This is a genomic window from Fulvimarina uroteuthidis, from assembly GCF_034321785.1.
Classification (GTDB): Bacteria; Pseudomonadota; Alphaproteobacteria; order Rhizobiales; family Rhizobiaceae; genus Fulvimarina; species Fulvimarina uroteuthidis.
Map to the genome: position 1 here is coordinate 259,112 of NZ_JAXLPB010000004.1, position 21,066 is coordinate 280,177.

17 protein-coding genes, 1 tRNA gene and 2 pseudogenes are annotated in these 21,066 nt (G+C 61.7%); 7 read left to right on the forward strand and 13 right to left on the reverse strand.

The genetic code is table 11. From position 1 onward, the window contains the following. Window positions 1-46 precede the first annotated feature (46 nt). The 6 genes and pseudogenes from U0C82_RS13460 to U0C82_RS13485 all read right to left on the reverse strand — a co-directional run. Window positions 47-784, reverse strand: coding sequence for an amino acid ABC transporter ATP-binding protein (locus U0C82_RS13460; protein ID WP_322187682.1), 738 nt, complete (start codon window positions 782-784; stop codon window positions 47-49). Continuing rightward, the gene (locus U0C82_RS13465) at window positions 784-1,458 is read right to left on the reverse strand and encodes an amino acid ABC transporter permease (RefSeq protein WP_322187683.1); all 675 of its coding nucleotides are present in this window, start codon (window positions 1,456-1,458) and stop codon (window positions 784-786) included. Before U0C82_RS13465 ends, U0C82_RS13460 begins: the two co-directional genes overlap by 1 nt. A gap of 72 nt (window positions 1,459-1,530) precedes the next feature. Further along, entirely contained in the window at window positions 1,531-2,322 is a 792-nt protein-coding gene (locus tag U0C82_RS13470; protein WP_322187684.1) for a transporter substrate-binding domain-containing protein, read from the reverse strand. A 221-nt stretch (window positions 2,323-2,543) separates the two neighbouring features. After that, window positions 2,544-3,239 (reverse strand): GntR family transcriptional regulator, encoded by a 696-nt coding sequence (locus U0C82_RS13475; protein WP_322187685.1) that lies wholly within the window; start codon window positions 3,237-3,239, stop codon window positions 2,544-2,546. Window positions 3,240-3,417: 178 nt separating this feature from the next. Further along, the gene (locus tag U0C82_RS13480) at window positions 3,418-4,005 is read right to left on the reverse strand and encodes an amidohydrolase family protein (RefSeq protein WP_322187835.1); all 588 of its coding nucleotides are present in this window, start codon (window positions 4,003-4,005) and stop codon (window positions 3,418-3,420) included. After that, window positions 3,985-4,275, reverse strand: a pseudogene (locus U0C82_RS13485) (transposase); the annotation flags it as partial. The pseudogene U0C82_RS13485 and the gene U0C82_RS13480, both read right to left, overlap by 21 nt. A 1,599-nt stretch (window positions 4,276-5,874) precedes the next feature. Here U0C82_RS13485 and U0C82_RS13490 point away from each other — a divergent pair. Both U0C82_RS13490 and U0C82_RS13500 read left to right on the forward strand, forming a co-directional pair. After that, window positions 5,875-6,846, forward strand: a complete 972-nt coding sequence (locus tag U0C82_RS13490; protein WP_322187686.1) for an amidoligase family protein — start codon at window positions 5,875-5,877, stop codon at window positions 6,844-6,846. A 355-nt stretch (window positions 6,847-7,201) separates the two neighbouring features. Continuing rightward, the gene (locus U0C82_RS13500; protein WP_322187687.1) at window positions 7,202-7,669 is read left to right on the forward strand and encodes a metallophosphoesterase family protein; all 468 of its coding nucleotides are present in this window, start codon (window positions 7,202-7,204) and stop codon (window positions 7,667-7,669) included. A gap of 208 nt (window positions 7,670-7,877) precedes the next feature. Here U0C82_RS13500 and U0C82_RS13505 read toward each other — a convergent pair whose 3' ends face one another. The 5 genes from U0C82_RS13505 to U0C82_RS13525 form a co-directional block, all read right to left on the reverse strand. Beyond that, window positions 7,878-9,482, reverse strand: a complete 1,605-nt coding sequence (locus U0C82_RS13505) for an ABC transporter substrate-binding protein (RefSeq protein WP_322187688.1) — start codon at window positions 9,480-9,482, stop codon at window positions 7,878-7,880. After that, window positions 9,479-11,821 carry a sensor histidine kinase gene (locus U0C82_RS13510; RefSeq protein WP_322187689.1) on the reverse strand — a complete coding sequence of 781 codons (2,343 nt, stop codon included), beginning with the start codon at window positions 11,819-11,821 and terminating at the stop codon, window positions 9,479-9,481. Before U0C82_RS13510 ends, U0C82_RS13505 begins: the two co-directional genes overlap by 4 nt. Window positions 11,822-11,926: 105 nt before the next feature. After that, window positions 11,927-12,652: a response regulator gene (locus U0C82_RS13515; RefSeq protein ID WP_322187690.1), complete on the reverse strand. Its 726-nt coding sequence runs from the start codon at window positions 12,650-12,652 to the stop codon at window positions 11,927-11,929. Further along, window positions 12,649-14,376 (reverse strand): sensor histidine kinase, encoded by a 1,728-nt coding sequence (locus U0C82_RS13520; protein WP_322187691.1) that lies wholly within the window; start codon window positions 14,374-14,376, stop codon window positions 12,649-12,651. The genes U0C82_RS13515 and U0C82_RS13520 overlap by 4 nt, the downstream gene beginning before the upstream one ends. Window positions 14,377-14,515: 139 nt before the next feature. After that, complete coding sequence (locus U0C82_RS13525; RefSeq protein WP_322187692.1) at window positions 14,516-14,788, reverse strand: hypothetical protein; 273 nt, start codon at window positions 14,786-14,788, stop codon at window positions 14,516-14,518. 352 nt (window positions 14,789-15,140) lie between these two features. Between U0C82_RS13525 and U0C82_RS13530 the strand changes: the two genes are divergently transcribed. Further along, the gene (locus tag U0C82_RS13530; protein WP_322187693.1) at window positions 15,141-15,899 is read left to right on the forward strand and encodes a mechanosensitive ion channel domain-containing protein; all 759 of its coding nucleotides are present in this window, start codon (window positions 15,141-15,143) and stop codon (window positions 15,897-15,899) included. A gap of 271 nt (window positions 15,900-16,170) precedes the next feature. Here U0C82_RS13530 and U0C82_RS13535 read toward each other — a convergent pair whose 3' ends face one another. Further along, complete coding sequence (locus U0C82_RS13535; protein ID WP_322187694.1) at window positions 16,171-16,524, reverse strand: DUF6719 family protein; 354 nt, start codon at window positions 16,522-16,524, stop codon at window positions 16,171-16,173. A 248-nt stretch (window positions 16,525-16,772) separates the two neighbouring features. Between U0C82_RS13535 and U0C82_RS13540 the strand changes: the two genes are divergently transcribed. The 3 genes and pseudogenes from U0C82_RS13540 to U0C82_RS13550 all read left to right on the forward strand — a co-directional run. After that, on the forward strand, window positions 16,773-17,198 hold the full coding sequence (locus U0C82_RS13540; protein ID WP_322187695.1) for a YybH family protein: 426 nt from the start codon (window positions 16,773-16,775) through the stop codon (window positions 17,196-17,198). Window positions 17,199-17,306: 108 nt separating this feature from the next. After that, on the forward strand, window positions 17,307-18,548 hold the full coding sequence (locus U0C82_RS13545) for a sensor domain-containing phosphodiesterase (RefSeq protein WP_322187696.1): 1,242 nt from the start codon (window positions 17,307-17,309) through the stop codon (window positions 18,546-18,548). Window positions 18,549-18,571: 23 nt separating this feature from the next. Further along, window positions 18,572-18,825 (forward strand): annotated as a pseudogene (locus tag U0C82_RS13550) (IS3 family transposase); the annotation flags it as partial. Between the two features lie 19 nt (window positions 18,826-18,844). On the opposite strand, the gene U0C82_RS13555 reads toward U0C82_RS13550, so the two are convergent. Continuing rightward, window positions 18,845-18,934, reverse strand: a tRNA-Ser gene (locus U0C82_RS13555). A 387-nt stretch (window positions 18,935-19,321) separates the two neighbouring features. Here U0C82_RS13555 and ade point away from each other — a divergent pair. Further along, the gene (ade, locus tag U0C82_RS13560) at window positions 19,322-21,016 is read left to right on the forward strand and encodes an adenine deaminase (protein ID WP_322187697.1); all 1,695 of its coding nucleotides are present in this window, start codon (window positions 19,322-19,324) and stop codon (window positions 21,014-21,016) included. The last annotated feature ends 50 nt before the right edge of the window (window positions 21,017-21,066 follow it).

The following is a 21,066-nucleotide window of genomic DNA, read 5'->3' on the forward strand; positions in this document are numbered from 1 at the left end:
CTCGCCGGGGCTGCACCCCCCGAACGTCGGCGTCGGGGCCCAGCCGTCAGTGATTGAGAACGGCGTCGAGAAAGGCGCGAGCGCGCTCGTTCTTCGTCGCCGTGAAGAATTGCTGGGGCGTCGCGATCTCCTTGATCTCGCCCGCTTCCATGAAGACGATCCGGTCGGCCACCTGACGCGCGAAGCCCATCTCGTGGGTGACCAGCACCATGGTGACCCCCTCGCCGGCAAGCCCCTTGATGACATCCAGCACCTCGCCGACCATTTCGGGGTCGAGCGCCGAAGTCGGCTCGTCAAACAGCAGGATATGCGGCTCCATGGCCAGCGCACGCGCGATGCCGACGCGTTGCTGCTGGCCGCCGGAAAGCTGGTTGGGGTATTTGTCCGCCTGCTCTGCAATCCCGACGCGCTCCAGAATGCGGCGGGCCCGCGCCCGTGCATCCTCCCAGGACAGTTTGCGGACCCGCACCGGCCCGAGTGCGACATTGTCGAGAACCGTATGGTTGGGAAAGAGGTTGAAGGCCTGGAACACCATCGCGACTTCCTGGCGCACGCTTTGCAAACGCCGGCCCGCCTCCACGCGCGTGCCGTCCACTATGACGTCGCCGGTGTCGTACTGTTCGAGCAGGTTGATGCAGCGGATTAGCGTCGACTTGCCCGACCCGGAGGGGCCGAGCAGCACCACGACCTCGCCGGCCGCAACATCGAGGTCGATGTTCTTCAGCGCCTGGAACTGGCCGAAGCTCTTGCCGACGCCCCGCATCTCGATGATCGGGCCGGCCATCACCGCGCGCCCTTGGCGGCGTAGCGCGCCTCGAACACGGCGACCAGCCGCACGAGCGGCAGAAGCAGCAGCAAATAGAGGATCGCCGCACCGATCAGCGGCGTCGGGTTGGCCGCGAGAGCCTGGGCCTGCGTCGCCTGCTTCAGGAGATCCGGCAGCGCCACGACGGAGGCGAGCGCGGTGTCCTTCATGACGTTGATCGAATTGTTGGTAAGGGGCGGGATGACGATCCGAAAGGCCTGCGGCAGCACGACGTCGCGCATCAGATCCCACTGGCTGAGCCCGATCGACTGGGCCGCCTCGAACTGGCCGCGGGGAATGGCCTGAATGCCGGCGCGGTAGATCTCCGCCGTATAGGCGCTGGAAATCATCGTGAGCGCGGTCGTCGCGGACGCGAAGGCGGATAGGCGAATGCCGACGAAGGGCAGCGCGTAATAGACGATGACCAACCAAACCAACACCGGCAGCGCGCGGAAGATATCGATGTAGGCGACAACGAGAAACCGAAGGACACGGCCGCCGTAAAGTCGCAGCATCGCCAGCACCAGCCCGCCGATGAGACCGAGCACGATCGACAGGGCACCCAGCGCGATGGTGCGCCACAACCCTTCCAGAAGGAGCGGGAAGTAGCGCACCAGGACGCCCACATTGAAGAAGGTGTCGACGATATCCATGGGACGTCAGCGTTCCTTACGTCGACCGAAGGGCCGGGCCGTGGCGCAGCCCTTCGGTCAGGTTGCGGGCCTTCAGGATTTCGGCTTCGGCATCTCGCGCACTTCGACCGTGCTGGTGGTCGCCTCGGGTTCCGTGCCGAACCATTTCTCGTGCAGCTCGGCGATGAAGCCCTCGTTCTTGAGGGTGGTCAGCACCTCGTTCGCCTTGGTGGCGAGTTCGCTGTCCTTGGCGAACATCATCGAATATTGCTCGCCGGTCGCCAGGCGCTCGACCACGGCCATCTCCGGCTTGTCCTTGAGGTAGTAGGCGACAGCCGGGATGTCGGAGACGTAAGCGTCGATGCGGCCTGCCGCGAGATCGAGCATGGCCGGGTTCAACCCCTCGTAACGGCTGATGCCGGCCAATCCCCAATCGGCCTCGCGCTCGGTCGAGTACATGTCGCCGGTCGAGCCGGTGTCCACGCCGACGGTCTTGCCGTCGAGATCGGCCGTGCCCGTAATGCCGGAATCGGTGCGGGTCGAGAGCGACTGGTCGCTGTCGTAGTAGGGCTGCGCGAATGAGACCGACTGCAGACGCTCGTCGGTGATGGTGATCGAAGAGATCGCCACGTCGATGCGACCGGACTGAACGGCGGAAAACAAGCCATTGAACGGCACGTTCTGAATGTCGAGATCGTCGTAGCCGAGGCGCTCGGCGACTTCGCGCAGCAGTTCCACTTCGAAGCCGACGATTTCCGAATTCTCGTCCTGGAACTCCCAGGGCACATTGCCGATATTGGCGCCCGCCGTCAGCGTCTCGGCCATGGCCGGTCCGCCGAACAGCAGGAGGGCCGTGGTGGCGGCGAGGATCTTGGTCCGGATCATGCAGAATCTCCTGTCGCTGCGTTAGGTCCGCCGCTTCTGGCGGCTGGACATCGTGGTGAGGCATCGATCGGCAACAAGCGCGGCAAGGTCGGCGTCTAGCTGCCCATTTATTATGCATACATGTCCCTGCACAGATCGTATGCGATAAATGTATACGATGCCAAGGGGCATCCTAAAATTCGCTTAGTATTCGTGTGACGGAGCCGGACGATACGAACGCCTCACCCCTCCATGTACGGGGCAAGGACGTCGATCAGGCTCTTCGTCCTCGCATGGGTTTCCGGCAGGAAGGCCCGCTGCGCGACCGACTGAAGATGCCCGACCATCAGCCGGATCGCTTCGTCACGGTCGCCCTCCACCATGGCGTCGACCAGGCTGCGATGTTCGGCGACACCGCATTCGGGCGAATGCGGCCGACCGTAGGCCGACAGCGACAGGCCACTGCGATAGGCGACCTCGCTGACATAGCGGATGAGAATGGGCTTGCCGGTCATCCGTGCCAAGAGTACGTGGAAGTCAGTAGCCAGCCGGATCGAAGCCGCCTCGGGGCCTGTGGCAGCGGTTTCCTGGCGGGCGATGTGGGTATTGAGCTCGGCGATCTGGTCGGCGCTCAGCCGGCCGGCCAGATGGCGCACGACCAGCCGTTCCAGCTCGACGCGGATATCGAACGTATCGCGCGCTTCCTCGAAGGTCGGCGTCGCCACCACGGCGATGCGGTTGCGCCGCAAGTCGACGAGCCCCTCCCCTGCGAGCTGTCCCAAGGCCTGGCGTGCAATCGTGCGACTGACACCGAAACGTTCGCCGAGAGCATCCTCCGGCAACTTGTCGCCGGGCGCCAGCGCCCGCTCGATGATCGCCCGCCGGACGACAAGACAGATCCGGTCCACGCGGCTCGCGGAATCGTGCAGAGGCGCCATGGCCGCTCCTTCAACGGGAATGAATGACTGGCAATAGCATGGCGCAAGGGTTCTCGGGAGATCGCGGCTGACCCGTTCATCATGATTCTCGTGCGTTCGACCGCGCCTTCCCGAGAAGACGATCGGCCTAGTCTGGTCTGACCCTCGACGCCTCGGCAAGGCCTGAACGGTTTGCGCCTCAATCCGGCGGCGCATCTTCGGCACCAGCCTGACGCAGGCCAGTGACGTGCCTGTAATGGTCGCGGACTTCCGTCCGCATTCTTGCGACCGTCTCCGCGGTTTCCGCCTCGGATCGCCTGTGCGCCAACGCCAAAGCAACCGAGCGCCAATGATCAAGGCGCGCCCGATCCGCGTCTTGCGCACGATACCGGATCGTGCCGTCGGTCATGGTCAGGATCACATCGCAGCCACGTCCACGACCCATGACGAGATCAAGCAGTTCGCCGGGCGGTGCGGACCCCTCTCCAGCAATGCGATCGAGGCGAATGGCCAAGAGATCGGCCGGGGCGCCTCTTTCGAGAACACCGCAGTTCAAGGGCAGGAACGCCGCGCGTGCCCCGTTGCGCGTCGCGGCCGCCAGCATCTGCCGCGCCGAAGCCCCTTCGGCATCGACCTCGGGCCGCCGTGTTGCGACGGCCGCCAATCGCAGTTCGCGCAGATAATCCTCGTCGTCCGACAGCGCGGTATTGTCCGTCCCCACGGCAAGCGTACAGCCGGCGGCAAGGATCGAGGAAAGCGGCGGCCTGTGGATCGTCTGGAACAGCATCAACCGCACGAAGCGGCGAAACCACCAATAGACCGTCTGCCACGGTGGGACGTCTTTCGGAAGCATCCGCCATCCGGCGCCCCTACGCGTCATGTCCCGGATCGCGTTGACGATCTCGCGCATGTCAACGCCCGGCCTGCGACCGCGCTTCGCCGGCTTCAGTAGAAACGGCGCGAGCGCCGTCCACTCCGCATCCGTCAGATCAGTTGGATAGCGCTTCGTCTTTCGCTCGATCGAAGCCATTCTCGCTCGGATCTGTCGTGTCCACATCCAGAGTGTGAATCATAAATCAGACCCAGGCAAAACCCATTCTCAAACGGTCTCTGAGAAGAGGATTACGGTCTGGGAGGACGCGAAGCCATGATTGCCATCGCCGCTGCCACGGAGCGGTCACACGCTCCAGGACGTGCGCGGAAAGCCGGGAGAGCTGATTCCTTCTTTCGGTGCCGGCGCATGAACCCCGTCACCGGCCACGCCTGCGTCCAATTTTGGAGCGTGTCCACGGCGTCGAATTCATGCTACCGGGGATCATGGATGAGAAACATGGCGTCGAGTAACCATCGATTTTAAGGGCTCGCTCTGCACGATAGAGGTTTCAGATGAATACTTTAAGCACAATTCTACTTCTATGTTTTATAGCATCATTCTTTGTCGTCATCATTTCGATGGCAACCACTCTTGGGAAATCAGATTTCTTTCGCGAAATCGAACGAACAAAGTTTCTCAATACGAGCGAAAAGCAGCAGTCGGGATTTCGGTTGTATAATGAAATGATGAAAGATGAGAAATTTCGCCGCGAACGTATCTTCTTATACAGCGGAATGGGCGGATGTGTTATATCTTTTATTCTATTATTGGTAGCAATGAATTTTCCTCACTAATTCGAACTAATAGTATTATTACAGTTTCTCTCGCGTTACTCAAGCCTTTCTCCAACCAATCCCAGCGCTATTTTGTAGACACCGCAAGTTATACTAAGAACACTTAACGATGCCATCGTCAGCATGGCTGAACCGAAAAATGGAAATACGGGCCATAACAAGAGTGCTTGGTTGCCTAGATATCTCCCTAAAGAAGGGACTTCGAAGACTGAAAGCCATAAACATGCAAATGACATAATTAGATACCCTGAAAACCCAAGAATGGCTTCACCACGAACACGAGATGCTCGTCTGGGACGTATAACGTTCTTTCGATAGGATGAAATCCCGTGATAAATAATGAAAGGAAATAATACAATTCCAACAAGGAGTGTGCTCAAGTAGCCGTACTGTGATATTCCATCGTAGTTTCTAAGGCGTAGACTCCTTTCGATCATTCGATCCGTATACAAAAATTCCACAATCTCTAGATCGAATGAAAGTATTAAAAATATGGTCATAATTACGTAGGATGCAGAAATAGATATCACTAGAGATCTTATCACTAGCTTCGTCATGGTATCATAGAACTGTGGGGCCTCGTATGCAGAAGCCGGCATCCAAAGCTTATGTTTATACTGCTTATCTCGTTCGTCCATGGCAGGACTCCGTTGTAAAGGCTGTTGAACGTTCTACAACGGTTTACTGCCTCCCGCAGCCGCGTTCGGACATTTCTCAAACGGTCTCTCAGTCCCGGCATTCGATGGATTGGATCGAGTTTGAATCTTTCCGGTTTTGCTGTCACTGTTTGCAGGCAGATTCGTATGAGGTCAGGCGCTTGAATGTCTTCGATCATCGTCCGACGTTACAGGCGTCGGGGAAGTCGGCGACTTCGGCGAAGTATCGTGGGAGTTGTGCGTGTTCGTCGTGAACATCACGCTCTCAAAGCGCATGGAGCCTGGCTGCTCTCCTCAGCGATCAATGTCTGGCCCCCGCGGAATGGTGTTTCATGCAGATTGGCTCCGAGCCGCGGATCGACTTCGCTCTTCCCGAAATCCGAGAGAACGCGGTGGGGCAGCCGCGCACGATCGGTGTCGAGATCGAGTTCGGAGCGATCAGCGCACGGCAAGCCGCCACGGCGCTCGCCGAGGGTCTCGGCGGGTCTCTCACCGAGGAGGATCCCCATGCGCTGATCGTCGGCGGGACGGCGCTCGGCGACCTGATGGTGGAGATCGATACGCGCTACGCCCATCCGCAGCGCCATCCTGGAACGCGTTGGGGCCGGCTTGGCAGGGCTTCAGCAGCCAGATTGGGGACGGCGTTGCACTATCTCGTTCCGCGGGAACTGGTGACCCGACCATTGCCGCTCGACCGGCTGGCCCTGGTCGACCGTGCCGTTGACGTGTTGCGACTGGCAGGCGCTCGGGAGACGGGGCCGGTCGCATTCGGCCTCCACTTCAACCCGGAGCCGCCGCGGCGCGACGCGCAGACGATCACCGCCATCCTGAAGGCCTTCATGCTGCTCAACGACTGGCTGCGGCGGGAATGCCGTCCGCGCCGTCTGACCCATCGGCTCGGCGTCGGACGCGATTATCCGCCGGCCTATGTGCAGCGTGTGATTGCGCCTGACTACTGGCCGGACCTGGATGTCCTGATGGACGACTACCTGACAGCCAATCCGACCCGAAACCGCGACCTCGATCTGCTGCCCTTGTTCCTGCATTTCGACGAGCGGCTCGTGCGGGCGCGCCTGCCGAAGGAGAAGATCGGCAAGCGGCCAGTCCTGCATTATCGCCTGCCGACTGCGCGGGTGAGCCAGCCCGGCTGGAGCATCGCGCCGGACTGGAATCGCTGGGTGGCGGTGGAACGCCTGGCGGCCGAGCGGACGCGGCTGGAGACACTCGCTGCGGCCTATGGCGCATCCACCACGACATCCCAGAACTGGGCGGACCTCTCGGCGCGGCTGGCGTTCGAAAACTGAGAACTGAGTGGTCATGGTGTCCGCGCGTGCGAGGCCGACACTGGAAATCCACACGAGCTGGACTTGCTTTCGGGCGCCGCCTTCGGGCCGAAAGCGGTCAGGTCGCTTCCGGGCATGATCGCCGGAAAGCTGTCCTTCGATTCATGGCGATTTCGCACAGGCTCGGTTTGGGTCGACGTGCCCGAGCGCTATGGCCCCTTCAGCATGCGCGACAACCGCTTCGTCCGATCGGCGCGACAGACGCTATCGATGCGCATCTTCACTTGCAGCCTTGTTTCGTGCGATGCCGGCCGAACAGGACAACGCCTCCCCGCCCCGTCCTTTTCCTTCCTCCCTTGAAATCGGGTCGAGCACGATGAGCGAAGCATCCACTATAGGGATCATCTCGGATACGCATGGCCTGTTGCGCCCCGAAGCCATCAAGATGCTCCAAGGCGTGTCGTACATCATTCATGCGGGCGACATCGGCAAGCGGGACATCATTCCACGTCTGTCCGAGATAGCGCCGGTGACGGCGATTCGCGGCAATATCGATCATGCGGACTGGGCGAAGGATTTTGCCGAAACGGCATCAGTCGAACTCTTCGGTCGACGCTTCTTCATCATTCACGACCGAAACGATCTTGCGTTCGATACCGCCGACCAAGGGTATGACGTTGTGATTTCAGGTCATTCCCATCGCCCCGGCACCGAGACCGTCAATGGCGTTCTGTACCTGAATCCCGGCAGCGCCGGGCCCAGACGCTTCAAGCTTCCGATTACGCTCGCAACAATCCGAGTGGCAGGAAGCCTGCTCTCCGCGACCATCGACGAGATCTTGTAAGCGCGCTTTCGGGCCGAGGCGAAACCGGAAGCGGCGGCCTTCGTAGATATGGCCGTCAATCTCAATCTGCGGACATGATAAGGACTACGGTGCCCTGCGGCAGGTCGAATGACGGGGCGAGGTTGCCGATGCACGTAGGGAAGAGCGCCGCTGACGAACGCGACTTTCCCGTCGATCAACGGGTGAGACGGATCGCCCTTGCTTGTTTTCATTCGAGGTCGACCCCCTCGAACTGATAGTAGCCGAGCGGATCCATCACGAAGTTCTTCACTTCCGCGCGCGTTGCGGCAAGGAACACCGAATGGGCGATCGGAACCCAGGGAAGCTGATCGCGAAAGACGGCCTGGGCCTCGTCGTAGAGGCGCTTGCGCTCGCTCTGGTCGGCGGAGACCTTCGCCTCGGTCACGAGATTTTCGAACGAGCGGTCGCACCATCGGGCGATGTTGTTGCCGCCTTTCCGGGCCGCGGTGCAGCTGAGGAGCGTGTGCATGAAATTGTCTGGATCGCCGTTGTCGCCGGTCCACCCGTAGAGCGAGAGCGTCGTCTCGCCGTCCTGAAGCGTTTGACGGTAGATGTCCCAGTCGGCGGTCTTGAGATCGAGACGGACGCCGAGCGGTTCGAGGTCCGCCGCGATCATCTCGGCCATTCTACGCCCGTTCGGATTGTAGGGCCGGTTAACCGGCATGTACCACAGATCGGCCTCGAGACCCTCGTTGATTCCGGCTTCCTCGAAAAGACGTCGCGCTTCGCCCGGATCATAGGGAATATCCGCGACCGTGTCGTCATAGGCCCATAGAACCGGCGGCAGGGGGTTCTTCGCGGCCATCCCCGTTCCGGCGAAGATCTCGTCAAGGATCGCCTTGCGGTCGATGGCGAGATTGAGGGCGCGGCGGACACGGACATCGTCGAAGGGCGGGCGTTCGGTGTTCATGGCCAGATAGCCGATGTTGAAGCCGCTGAGGGACATCAGCCTGAGGTTCGGATCGCGTTTGATCTCCGCCACATCGCCTGGCGAGGGAAATGCAGAAACGTGGCATTCTCCCGCCGTCAGCTTCGTCATGCGGGCCGCCGGCGTCGGAGTAATCGAGAAGACGAGCGTATCGATCGGCTGGCGACCGCGCCAGTAGGCGTCGAAGGCCCGGTAGCGGATCGCGATGTTCTTGCGAAAATCCGCAAAGGCGAATGGACCGGTTCCGATTGGTTCCAGGTCGAGCTTCTCCGGCGTACCTGCTGCCAGCATCGCATCGGCGTATTCGGCTGAAAGGATCGCGTTGAACGGAAGGGCAAGATCCGCGAGGAACGGTGCTTCCGGCCTCGTCAGCGTAATCCTGACCGTCATGGCGTCGACCGCCTCGATGCCGGCGATGAGGTCGGGCATTCCCATGTCGACGAAATAGTCGAACTGGCCGCCGCCGACCGCGTGGAATGGATGATCCTCCTTCCATTGGCGCGCGAGGGAAAAGACGACGTCGCTGGCATCGAAGTTGCGGCTCGGCGTAAAGGCCTCGTTCGAATGAAACCTCACGCCGGGCCGAAGCTTGAAAGTGTAGCCGAGCCCGTCTTCCGAGATTGTCCAGCTTTCGGCGAGCGCGGGCCTGAGCTCGGTGCTGCCCCGGGCGAACTCGACGAGATTGTTGAACATCGGCCGCGCGGCGTCCATGGCCGTTCCCGTGATCGCGAGCGGCGGGGAGATCGTCTCCGGGCTCCCCTCGGAGCAGAAGACGAGCGTCTTCGCCTCGGCGCCCATCGCGAGCCCGGTACCAAGACCGGCAGCGAGGAGGAATGAGGTTATCAGACGGCGGAACGTGATCATCTGTTCAAGTCCTTTTGCGGTTCGCGTGTCGGCGGAGCGGCGGGGAGATCGATCTCGATGCAGGTTCCTTTCCCGCGTTCGCTTTCGACGTCGATCCGCCCGCCGAGAATGCCGGTGACGATATTGTGGACGATGTGGAGGCCGAGCCCGGTCGAGCCCTTGGCGCGGCCGGTGGTGACGAAGGGGTCGAAGATGCGCCGACGTACGGCAGGCTCGATGCCCGCGCCGTCATCGGCGAAGGCGATCGAAACGCCGCCGCCTTTGCGGGACTCGACCGAGACCTGCACATGGCCGCTCTTGCGATCGCCGAACCCGTGCGCATAGGCGTTTGTCAGAAGGTTGGTGAGCACCTGCGCGAGGGCGCCGGGATAGGTATCGAGCTCGATAAGGTCGGGACAACGGACCTCCACTCGGTGGCCGCCCTTGCGACCCAGAGGTCCGAGACTCGTGAACACCTCGTCGAGGAAGGCTGCAAGGCGGACGCGGCGGAGCTCGTCGTTCGTCTGGTCCGTCGAGACCTGCTTGAAGCTCGCCACCAGCCTCGCCGCACGTTCGAGATTGGCGACGGTCAATCGCATCCCGTCGCCGACCCTGTCGATGAATATCTCGAAGGATTGCTTCGTGACCTGACCTTGGGTCGCGGCATCACCGAACTTGCGAACCTCGTCCTTCAGGACGGAAGTGGTGGTCAACGCAACGCCGAGGGGCGTGTTGATCTCATGGGCGACGCCCGCGACCAACTGGCCGAGGGAGGCGAGCTTCTCGCTTTGGATCAACTCGCTCTGGGTCCGCTGGAGCCGTTCGAGGGCATCCTCGGTCTTCGTCTTAGCCGCACGAAGGGCGGCCTCCCGCTTCTTGATCTCGTCGAGAAACTGATTGGTCGCCCGGGTCATCAGACCGATCTCGTCACGGCGCGAAGCACCAGGGAGAGGCAGATTTTCCCGGCTCTCGGCACGGTCGAGCATGCCCGCTTCGAGCGTCTTGAGGGGCCGGGTGATCGAACGCCCGACGATCAATCCGAAGAAGGCGGCAAAGAACAGGGCGATACCGGCACCCAGGACAAGCGTTCTGCGCGCGGTGGTTCCGATTCTGTCGGCGCGCGAGGAAAGATCGGAATTGAGATTTGCGACCTCCAGCACGAGTGCGTTCGCCGTGATGTTCATGGCGGAGATCGCCTGTTCCTGGTCGGCAAGCGCGGCTCGCGCTTTTTCCAGACCTTGGCGCCAGCGATCGAGGGCGTCGAGCATCTCGGTCTGGATCAGGGGGGAGATCGGTAGGTCGGCGATCCGTTCGCCCAGCGCGTCGCTGTCTGCCTGCACGCTATCGAGAGCGTCGAGGTCTCGATGTTCAACCGCTTCCCGCGTCCGTCCCGCCAGCTTCACCGTCTCAACGGCGACGTTCTGCGTCGCCTGCTCGGTCTCGTGCGCCTCGACCGTATAGGTCAGGAGTTCGCCGACCTCGTTCTGGAGGGAGCGGGCCAGGGTGCCATCGATCTTGATGCGACGATCGATGAAGGCAAGCGCATCGCCGGTCTCTCCATTTTCCAGAAAGCGGCCGACCGCCGTCTCGAAAGCGGCCCTTTCCGAGGCGGGGAGAGTCGAAAGCCCGGACGTCATAGCATCGACGGCATTGCCGATCCGCGCGACGGAAAAGCTCTCCGCCCCTGCATCGGCTCGGCCTTCCAACGCGAAGTCAACGATGGAGGAGCGGGTCCTATGGGCGTCGGCCAACCGTTCCTGGCTCTCGCTCAGAATGGCGTCGCGTTCGCGCAAGGACTCCACAATGTCGACATTCGATGCGTGCTGGCGCTGGCGGGCCTCGTCGGTCAGGGTCAGGAACGAGGCGAGCCGTTTGTCCATGTCCTCGAGCAACGCATCGCTCCTGCGGATGGCAGGAGCGAGGTCCGTCATCTGAGCCCGATAGCGCTCGAGGCCGCCGAGCGTCGCGTCCGTACCGCCCGTCGAAGCCTCTTCACTGGAGGCCTTGTCGAGCGTGTCGACGCCATCGGTCGCTGCGTCGATCGCCGACAGTGCGAGCCGCAGGTGGCTGTCGCGGCGCTCCGGTACCGCGGCGATGAAGGCGTCACGCTCATTCATCCCGGTGACCACGTGACGGAAGACCGTTGCCACCGTATGGGCACCGCGCCTTGCCGTGTCGGCCCGGTCGAGAAGGTAGAGCGAAACAATGCCGATCAGGACGGCGACGATGATCGGCACCGCGCCGACGAGATAGATTCGATGCTCGATCGAAAGAGCCCACAACCCGCCTCTCGAAGCCGGTCTGTCGGAAGAGACCAGATGATCGCTGGCTTGGGTCGCGGTCTCGAAAGGGTGGGTCAACTCAAGTACTTTCGGAACAGGGCGCGGTCCGATCAGCCGCCGTCGCGCGGGTTTCCGAAGCTTTGTCACGCTCGTGTTTCTTCATCATTTCGTCGGTCGCTGCCGTCAGCCGTCAGGCGAAAAGAGATAGCCGGCACCACGGACCGTCCGGATGATGGTCGGATGAGCAGGATCCGGCTCGACCTTCTTGCGGATGCGTGTGATCCTGACGTCGATCGCGCGATCGAACGGATCGCTGTCACGGGCGCTCGCAAGATCGAGAAGTCGTTCTCGGGAAAGGACGCGCCGCGGGTTTTCCGCGAACGCCTTGAGAAGGCTGAACTCGCTCTGGACCAGCTGCATCTCCGGTCCGCCCTCGTCGCGCAGGGTCTGGGCGTCGAGATCCAGCCACTTCGTCCCAAATCGGACCTCCCGCCGTTCCTCGCTGACGTGGCCGGCGGTTTCCGCCGATAGTCCTTTCTGCATCGCACTCCGGCGCATCACAGCGCGAATGCGCGCGAGAAGTTCGCGCAGTTCGCACGGTTTGGCGAGGTAGTCGTCCGCCCCGAGTTCAAGACCCACCACACGATCGATCAGGCTGGCGGTCGCCGTCAGCATGACGACCGGGATCGTCGTCTCGCTTTTGAGAAAACGTACGAGAGACAGGCCATCCTCGCCCGGCATGTTGAGATCGAGGACGATCAGGTCGGGCGAGGCCTCGGCCAGCGCGACCCGAAGCGCGACCGCGCCGTCGTAGTCGCTAACGCAGAACCCGTTCATGACGAGATAGTCCGCGATCATGGCACGGGTCTGCGCGTCGTCATCGACGACGAAAATGGAAGGTTGGTTCATCGACGGGTCCGTTCCGGCACCAGAGGCAAGGTGATCGAGAAGGACGCGCCGCCGAGTTCGCCATTCTCGACGACGCCAACGCTACCACCGTGCAGTTCGACGATGCGCCGGACGATCGACAGTCCGAGACCGGTCGAAGCCTCTCCGGCCGTCGGCTGCGCGGAAAGCCGCTGGAACCTGCCGAAGACGCGCATCGCATCCTCCTGCGTAAGGCCAGGACCGGTATCGTCCACCCGAATGACGGCCTCGAATTCGCTCGCAGCGAGCGTGACGAGTATACGCCCGCCGACGGGCGCATATTTCACCGCATTTGACAGAAGGTTCTCGACCGCTTCCGCCATGCGGTCGGGATCGCAGATGACAGCCAGACGCTGCGGCAGGCTGGTATCGAGTCTCTGGTCCTTCTCTTCGCAGAGCGTTGCTGCCAGGCTCGCGGCATTCCTGATGATCGCCGCCAGATCGGTCCTGCGGCGATCGAGCGTAATATCGAGAGCGTCCGCGAGGGCATCGGCCATGGAAACGTCGACGATCCGGATCATCCGCTGGGCCGCCGTCCGGATGTTCTCGACCTGGGTGAGGATCATGGTCGCCTTCGGCTCGGGGATCGTCTTTGCGATCGAGGACAGCATTTCGCCGCGCCCCAAGATCACGGCGAGCGGGTTCTTCAGATCGTGCGCGACCGTGCCTAGGATCTCGTTCTTGAAGGCGTTGACCCGCCGCAGGAGGCCTGCCTGGGCGTCCAGCCGCTCGTTGGCGGCGGCAAGGTCCGCAGTACGTTCGGCGACACGGTCTTCCAGATCGGCATTGGCGATGCGCAGTTCGTCGTAAAGACGAGCGTTGTCGATGGCGATCGCAAGCTTGGACGAAAACACGGAGACGAGATCGATCTGTGTCTGCGTCAACGCTGCAGCGCTGTCCAGAAGGACGAGGATTTCCGCGCCACCGCCAGTGCGCACGAAGAGCTGGGTGAGCGTGTCCACATGGAGCGGATGCCTTATCGAGCCTGCTTTCGTGAATAAGCCCTCGAAGTCGAGCTCGGCGAGCCTGTCCGCGAAGCTCCCAGTGCTCGCAAGAACGCTATGGCTGCCGTTCGCCGCCTCGCGCAACACAAGAATGCCCGAGCAGTCGATCGCAAGAAGCGTGTTCAACTGAATGAGGATGCCGTGCGCGAGCGTGCGCAGCGAGCGGTCGTCGAAGAGGGCGTCCGCGCCGTCGACGATGAGTTCGAGGCCATGCCGGGTCTCGTCGAGACGTTTCAGCTGTTCGAAGCTGCGCAGCGCGGCGGTGATCGAGATGTAAAGCTTTTCGGCGGTGAGCTCGGTCTTCGCCTTGTAGTCGTTGATGTCGTAGTCGAGGACGATCCGATGCTCCGGCACTTCGCCGGGATGGCCGGTTCGGAGAATAATGCGCACGAATTCATTGCCGAGGTCCGAGCGGATCTTGCGGGCGAGATCAAGGCCCGCGCTGTCGTTCTCCATGACGACGTCGAGCAGGACGACGGCCGTATCGGGATGATCGGCAAGGAGCGCGTAACCGTCCGCGGCCGAGCGCGCGCCGATGAGGGCCATCGGCCGATGCTCGAACTCGAAATGCTTCAGGGCGAAGCTCGTCCCTTCGTGGACAGCCTCGTCATCGTCGATGATCGCGATCTTCCAGGGCTTTGCCGCTACGGAAGAGGCGGCACCGGAAGGCGCATCGATCAGTTCAAGAAAATCACCCGCCATTTGATGACCTAAGGGCCCGCGCGTCCCACAACGTAAGTGTTACGATTTATACATGCTTCGCATCCGGGCGCTACAGGAAGAGATGCAGCTTTCCCCGATCATCATCGGACCTCAAGCGAACCGACGCGCGAACGCTTCACTAGGGCGCCACGGCGCTTGTCTTTTCGCGAATCGTGCGTTGGATACCGCGGTAGAATTCGTAATCGAATTCATCGAGGTTGGGCCGTACCGACGCCAAACGCCGACGCTGCGGACTTTCGGCACTTCGACCGCTTGACGTGGCACTCGATATGTCGAACTCGGCGAGTATGCCGAAACGGTCGAGCAGCACGGCCAGCCGGCGGGCGACCCGCGGCCCCGAGCCGACGCGCGCTTCGACCGCCGATCCCTTATCCGTGTTCTTCCGGTGCATGGAACTTCTCCTGCGATCCGCAACCTGCGGCGTTGGAGGTTTCCTAGCGGCGAACTGTTTCCGCCGTCGTTCGCGACATGAACCATGTGTTTCACGAATATTTCGTCCAGGCTCGCTGCGCTAAAATGCTGCAATCCTTTCGTCGAAAGTGCCTTTGCTGACGAGGCTCGAGATATTTCCGGCTGAAACGGGAGCGACATCTTCGAGCCATCATGACGAAAACCGCGCCTTGCTAGAACTGCACGAAACGAGGCTGGAAGTGCCCCTTCGAACGGGCGCTCGATTTGGTTCGACCAACATGCAGTACGCACGAAGCACAGACGATGTTATTCACACCCTGCCGGAACGCACGATGGCGCGAAGTTACCTGAGGAAACTGGCACCGTTGTTCAGCGGCGTCCCGCATCTCGCAACGCGGCGGGTCCTCCGGGGCGCAACGTTCTCTCTCCTCGGCCTTCTCGCGGCCTATGCCAGCGCCGATCTCGTCCAGTCGCTCGTCTACTCGGCGACCGCCCTTGCCATGGCTTTCGTCATGGCAACGAAGGAGATGATCGCCGGGCTTTTCGGGGGGATCGTGCGCAGAGCAAGCCAGACGATGGCGGTCGGCGATCTGATCGAGATCGGTTCGGTCCGGGGAACACTGAAGAAGGCCGGCCTCTTCATGACGAGCATCGAGGAAAGCGAGGATTTCCCGAACCTCGGCTGCAAGGCCGTGCGGACGGTTCTGATCCCCAACGGGCGGTTCTTCGAGGATTGCGTCATTGTCCAGCCGCAGGAGGCCCGCTCGGTTACAACAAGGTTCGAATTGACCTTCGAGAGCACGCGCTCGATGGCCGAGGTTGCGGCGTGGTGGGACGAGAAGGTCGCGCTCGGCAAAACGCAGAACCTTGCAGAGGTTGGCGCAACGCTCGACTTCACTCTCGCAACCACTGCAGGCGCAAGACCCTGCGTCGTCGTCGCCTTGTGCTCGGCCCCGGCTGAGGCTGCCTGCCTGCGGCGCGAGCTGACCGTTGCGTTTCTCGATTGGCTCCGCAGCAATACCGATCAAGGCTGCGCTTCGATCCAACCGGCGAAACGTGCCGGGGACGTCGTCCTTGAACTCGTCGCCTGAGGGAAGGCTCGCGCTTCCCGGAGGATCGAAATATTCAACATAGCCTGGTTCGGTAAAGTCCTTTGATAGCAAACCTGACCGAGTCCGAAGACGCGAAAAGCGCATCTTCGTTCGTGATCGCCTGGTCGCCACTCCTCCGATCAGCGGCTTCCAAACGCGAGTGAAATGTCACATGCAACCGTATCGGCGCCGCAAAGACGACCGCTTTCGGATGGCATGAAAACCGGTCTGAATGTCCGCGATGGGCGCAACAAAACCTTAAGCTTCGCGGTCAAGCAGGGCGCGCGACGCAAGCCTTCTGGCGCGGTACACCCGGCACAGATCCTGTCACCTGCTTGACTTGGCCAGCGGGGCAGGATCCGTCGTCAACGAGAACTGTTTGTCCTGTTTTCAGCTGACCGGCTGCTGGCTCTGTGGTTCGCATGGTCTGCTGACAACCGGAAACTGCGAACATGGCAGCGCATAGAATGATGACACGCTTCATTGCGTCCCGCTCCTTTGACGTTGGGTCAGATAAGAGTTGCCTATCCGTAAGGTTATGGCAAGTTCGTTCGCTCTTCGCCGGGGTCAGTCCCCATTTGGGGTTAACGGATAAACCGCTCACAATATGCAATCTCCCCCCCATCCATATCAATCTGCCGGGTTCTCCGCACCGGGCGCATCGCGGCTTTCTTGCGACGCAGGGCCGGCGAATGTCCGTCAGGCGTCATTCTGTCGAGATCGAGCAAGGTATCGCGGCCGCATGGATGGCATGTCCCCGTGATGGTGCCACCGACCGTATCAATCGGGTAGATCCTTATGCACCGATCGACAGCCCTCGACGGCAGGGGGTAGCGTTGCCAGTCTAACGAAACGACGCAACGGGAGGTCGCGATGAGATCTTTTTGCCTACTTCTTTCTGCGACTGTTTTTGCCTTCGGCCTTTCATCATCTGCGTTAGCGGACGCTGCGGAAGATGTGAAAGCTGCTTACGACCAGTGGAACGAAGACTTCAATAGTGGTGATGCAGAAAAACTTGCATCCCATTATTCCGATGATGCGATCTTCCTTCCGCCGACTCATACCGTAGTCGAGGGCCCGCAGGCTGTTCAGGAATTTTTCGCGGCACTGTTCGACAGCGGCGTTACCGGACACACGTTGGAGATCATAAAGGTTATAGAGCACGGCGAAGAAATCACGGCAGCCGCTCGGTGGGCCGCTAAGGGTGGCGATGGGGCCGACATTGGCGGCATCGGTACTCATGTTTTTCAGCGTCAGGACGATGGCAGCTTGAAGCTAGCGCTTCATACGTTCAACTGACCACAAATGACGCGGCCGGATCATCCGGCCGCGGTCTGCCGATGCCTTCAATCGGAATTTAAGAGGTCGGATGGTCTATCGGGGAACAGCGGAAACGGGACTTGCCTTATGGAAAACCTTTACTCGACCATCGACGTCCTCGCATCGGCGAACACAGACGATGTGGACGTGATGCAGGAGGCCCTCACTGCAATTCGCAACCATCTTGGAATGGAGGTTGCGTATATCTCGGAGTTCGTCGAGGGACGGGCCCACTTTCGTCGTGTCGATGCACCGGGCCTCGAACATCTCATCAAGGTCGGAGATTCTCAGTCGCTCGATGACGTGTACTGCAATCACATCCTGGCAGGTCGCCTCCCGCAACTCATTCCCGACACGTCGAAGGAACCCTTGGCCGAATCGCTGCCCATCACGCGGGCCGTCCCGATCGGCTCGCATGTCAGCATTCCGATTCATCTCGCGAACGGTGCGCCCTACGGCATGTTTTGTTGCCTCAGTCCGCGCGCCATTCCAACACTGAACGAGCGTGATCTCGAAACGATGCGTGTTTTCGGGGGCATCGCCGCCAAACAGGTGAACAAGGAAATCGAGGAGCTACGAGCAACACGTAGCAGCCGTGCAGGAACCGAAAGCGTGCTGCTGGAAAAAGACTACCAAGTCGTCTTCCAGCCGATCGTGAACTTGCTGACCATGGAGATGAGCGCGGTCGAGGCGCTCACCCGGTTTGGACCCCAGCCCTACCGTTCTCCCGACAAATGGTTTCAGGATGCCTTCGATAGCGGCCTTGGTATCGAGTTGGAACTGGCGGTCATTCGGTCGGCAGTCGAAGCATTTTCGCTTCTTCCAAACGACGTAGATATGTCCGTGAACGCCTCGCCGCAGACGATCGTAAGCGGGAGATTGGCGGAGGTGCTGGACGGCAAACAGCTTCATCGAACAATTCTGGAGCTGACGGAGCACGCTCATGTCGCCGATTATGCGTTGTTACATTCCGCTCTTGCCCCACTGCGGAAGGCGGGTGTGAAGATCGCAATCGATGACGCCGGCGCTGGTTACTCGGGTCTGCAACATATCGTTCAGATCGCGCCCGACATCATCAAGCTCGACATGAGTCTGATCCGATCGATCGATGCTCACCAAGCCCGACGGGCCTTGACCACGGCCATGATCTATTTCGCCCGCGAAACAGGTGCCTCAGTCGTCGCCGAGGGTATTGAAACGTCGGCCGAACTCAAGGTGCTTCAGACACTCGGCGTGAACAAGGGGCAAGGATATCTGCTCGGCAAACCCGGACCCTTGCCTGCTTACGTAAGCCCAGTGGAGTTCGCTGACGAACTTATGTCAGCGTAACAGCGGATTCGGAATTCGCGATCGCCGACGTCTCCGGCAGGATGGTCCGGGACCTCACGGTCGCCGCGGTCGAAAGGCGGTTTGGCGGAACGAACACGCCCCCTCCGGTCGAGTGGCTGTCGGACAACGGAAGATCGCTACGTCGCGGCAGATACCGCCGACACCGTGACGGCCCTCGGCCTCGAGCAACTCTTCACGCCGGCTCGCAAGCCCGGAGTCGGACGGCATGTCGCAAGCCTTTGTGAAAGTCTTGAAGCGCGAATATGCAAGGCTTGCGTAATCAGACGCTTAGGATCTGGCGGAGAAGAAGGGATTCGAACCCTCGATACCGTTTCCGGTATACTCCCTTAGCAGGGGAGCGCCTTCGACCACTCGGCCACCTCTCCAGCTCCCCTCATAATGGGTTCGCGGGTTTTAACGCAACCCCGTTTCTTCACGGTTTCATGTCGGTCCGGCAAACGGTGCGGTCGGGCGGCCGGCGTTCGCGCGTTTCGGGGACGGTTCGCGGTTTGCCGGACGGGGCTTGCGGTTTCGGCAAGGCGTGTCTCGGCCTTGCCGAAAGGCGTTTCCTACCGGACCTCGTGTCCGGTCGACCCGGTGCCGGGAACTGATCCGACGAAACGGAGCGGCCGGTGCATCGGCCGGGAAAGCCGGACGAAGCGGCGACGGCGCAAGCGACGATCCGCACTGGCCCTCCGGGTGCCGGCTTGCCACCGCGGGGCGGGAACGCGATAGGGTAGGCACGGCCGGCAATCGCAAAGGAATACGGGGCAATGGGTGATCTGCAAACGCGCATCGCGCAGGCGCGCGGGGACGAACCGGCCGATCTCGTCCTTCGCGGCGGCACGGTCTGGGATCTGGTGACCGACACGCGGATCACCGGGGACGTCGCGATCTGCGGCGAGACCATTGTCGGCATCGGCGCCGACTATGACGGCCGCGCGATCGTCGACCTGAGCGGGCTGACGCTGGTGCCCGGCTTCATCGACACGCATCTGCATATCGAATCCTCCCTCGTCACGCCCTTCGAGTTCGACCGCTGCGTCACGCCGCTGGGCGTGACGACGGCCATCTGCGACCCGCACGAGATCGCCAACGTCATCGGGCTCGACGGCATCCGCTACTTCCAGGATGCCAGCCGCCACACATTGATGGATATTCGGGTGCAGCTCTCGTCCTGCGTGCCCTCCACCGACATGGAGACCGCGGGCGCGCGGATCGAGGCGGAGGACCTTCGCTCCGTGATGGGCCACGCGTCGGGGATCGGTCTGGCCGAGTTCATGAACTATCCCGGCGTGATCCACCGCGATCCCGCCGCGATGGCCAAGCTCGCACTGTTTGAGAACGCTCACATCGACGGTCACTGCCCGCTCCTGACGGGCCGCGACCTCAACGCCTATGCCGCCGCCGGCATTCGCACCGAGCACGAGGCGACGAGCGCGCAGGAGGCACGCGAGAAGCTGCAGAAGGGAATGCGCGTCCTTATTCGCGAGGGCTCCGTCTCCAAGGATCTTCACGCCCTGCAGCCGCTGCTCAGCCTGACGACCGCCGCCTATATGTGCCTGTGCACCGACGACCGGAACCCGCTCGATATCGCCGAGGAAGGCCATCTCAACCATATGATCGCCGAACTGATCCGGCTGGGCACACCGCCGCTGGCCGCCTATCGCGCGGCATCCCTTTCCGGGGCGGAAGCGTTCGGGCTCAAGGATCGCGGCCAGATCGCGCCGGGCCGGCGAGCCGACATCGTCGCGCTTTCCAACGTCGAGAGCTGCGTCGTCGAGACCGTGTTCGCGGGCGGCGTCAGGGTCACGGACACGGCGTTCGCAGCGCGCGGCGCGATCCCGCCGGTCGGCCGCAACTCGGTGCGCGCGCCGCGCCTTTCGGCGTCGGACTTCCGCAGCACGGCGAACCGCGAAGCGACCGACGTGATCGGCATCATCGAAGGCAAGATCCTCACCGACCATCTCCACGCGACCGTGCCGATCGTCGACGGCGACAAACGCCCCGATCCCGACCGCGATCTCGTCCGCATCGCGGTGATCGAACGACACGGGAAGAACGGCAACATCGCCACCGGCTTCGTCAGGGGCTTCGGGCTGAAGGCCGGCGCCATCGCCTCGACGGTCTGCCACGATCACCACAACATCGTCAGCATCGGCACCGACTATGACGACATGGCGCTGGCCGCCAACCGCCTGTCCGAGATCGAAGGCGGCTTCGTCGTCGCCCGCGACGGCCAAGTGTTGGCCGAACTGCCCCTGCCGGTCGCAGGCCTGATGAGCCTTGCGCCCTTCGAGGCGGTTCGCGCATCGCTCGCGACACTGCGCCAAGCTGCGACATCGCTCGGCGTCACGCTGAACGAGCCCTTCCTGCAACTGGCGTTTCTCGCCCTGCCCGTCATTCCCGCGCTGAAGATCACCGACCGTGGCATGGTCGACGTGACCCGGTTCGAACTGATCGGCTGAGGAACCCCGCCCGGTCCTCGACGCCACCGGCGTTCAGGCCGGGCCCGGTG

Coding starts and splice junctions, on each gene's coding strand:
- U0C82_RS13460 (WP_322187682.1), bottom strand. CDS start 784: ATGGCCGGCCCGATCATCGAGATGCGGGGCGTCGGCAAGAGCTTCGGC.
- U0C82_RS13465 (WP_322187683.1), bottom strand. CDS start 1,458: ATGGATATCGTCGACACCTTCTTCAATGTGGGCGTCCTGGTGCGCTAC.
- U0C82_RS13470 (WP_322187684.1), bottom strand. CDS start 2,322: ATGATCCGGACCAAGATCCTCGCCGCCACCACGGCCCTCCTGCTGTTC.
- U0C82_RS13475 (WP_322187685.1), bottom strand. CDS start 3,239: ATGGCGCCTCTGCACGATTCCGCGAGCCGCGTGGACCGGATCTGTCTT.
- U0C82_RS13480 (WP_322187835.1), bottom strand. CDS start 4,005: ATGCTGTTCCAGACGATCCACAGGCCGCCGCTTTCCTCGATCCTTGCC.
- U0C82_RS13490 (WP_322187686.1), top strand. CDS start 5,875: ATGCAGATTGGCTCCGAGCCGCGGATCGACTTCGCTCTTCCCGAAATC.
- U0C82_RS13500 (WP_322187687.1), top strand. CDS start 7,202: ATGAGCGAAGCATCCACTATAGGGATCATCTCGGATACGCATGGCCTG.
- U0C82_RS13505 (WP_322187688.1), bottom strand. CDS start 9,482: ATGATCACGTTCCGCCGTCTGATAACCTCATTCCTCCTCGCTGCCGGT.
- U0C82_RS13515 (WP_322187690.1), bottom strand. CDS start 12,652: ATGAACCAACCTTCCATTTTCGTCGTCGATGACGACGCGCAGACCCGT.
- U0C82_RS13520 (WP_322187691.1), bottom strand. CDS start 14,376: ATGGCGGGTGATTTTCTTGAACTGATCGATGCGCCTTCCGGTGCCGCC.
- U0C82_RS13525 (WP_322187692.1), bottom strand. CDS start 14,788: ATGCACCGGAAGAACACGGATAAGGGATCGGCGGTCGAAGCGCGCGTC.
- U0C82_RS13530 (WP_322187693.1), top strand. CDS start 15,141: ATGGCGCGAAGTTACCTGAGGAAACTGGCACCGTTGTTCAGCGGCGTC.
- U0C82_RS13535 (WP_322187694.1), bottom strand. CDS start 16,524: ATGGGGGGGAGATTGCATATTGTGAGCGGTTTATCCGTTAACCCCAAA.
- U0C82_RS13540 (WP_322187695.1), top strand. CDS start 16,773: ATGAGATCTTTTTGCCTACTTCTTTCTGCGACTGTTTTTGCCTTCGGC.
- U0C82_RS13545 (WP_322187696.1), top strand. CDS start 17,307: ATGGAAAACCTTTACTCGACCATCGACGTCCTCGCATCGGCGAACACA.
- ade (WP_322187697.1), top strand. CDS start 19,322: ATGGGTGATCTGCAAACGCGCATCGCGCAGGCGCGCGGGGACGAACCG.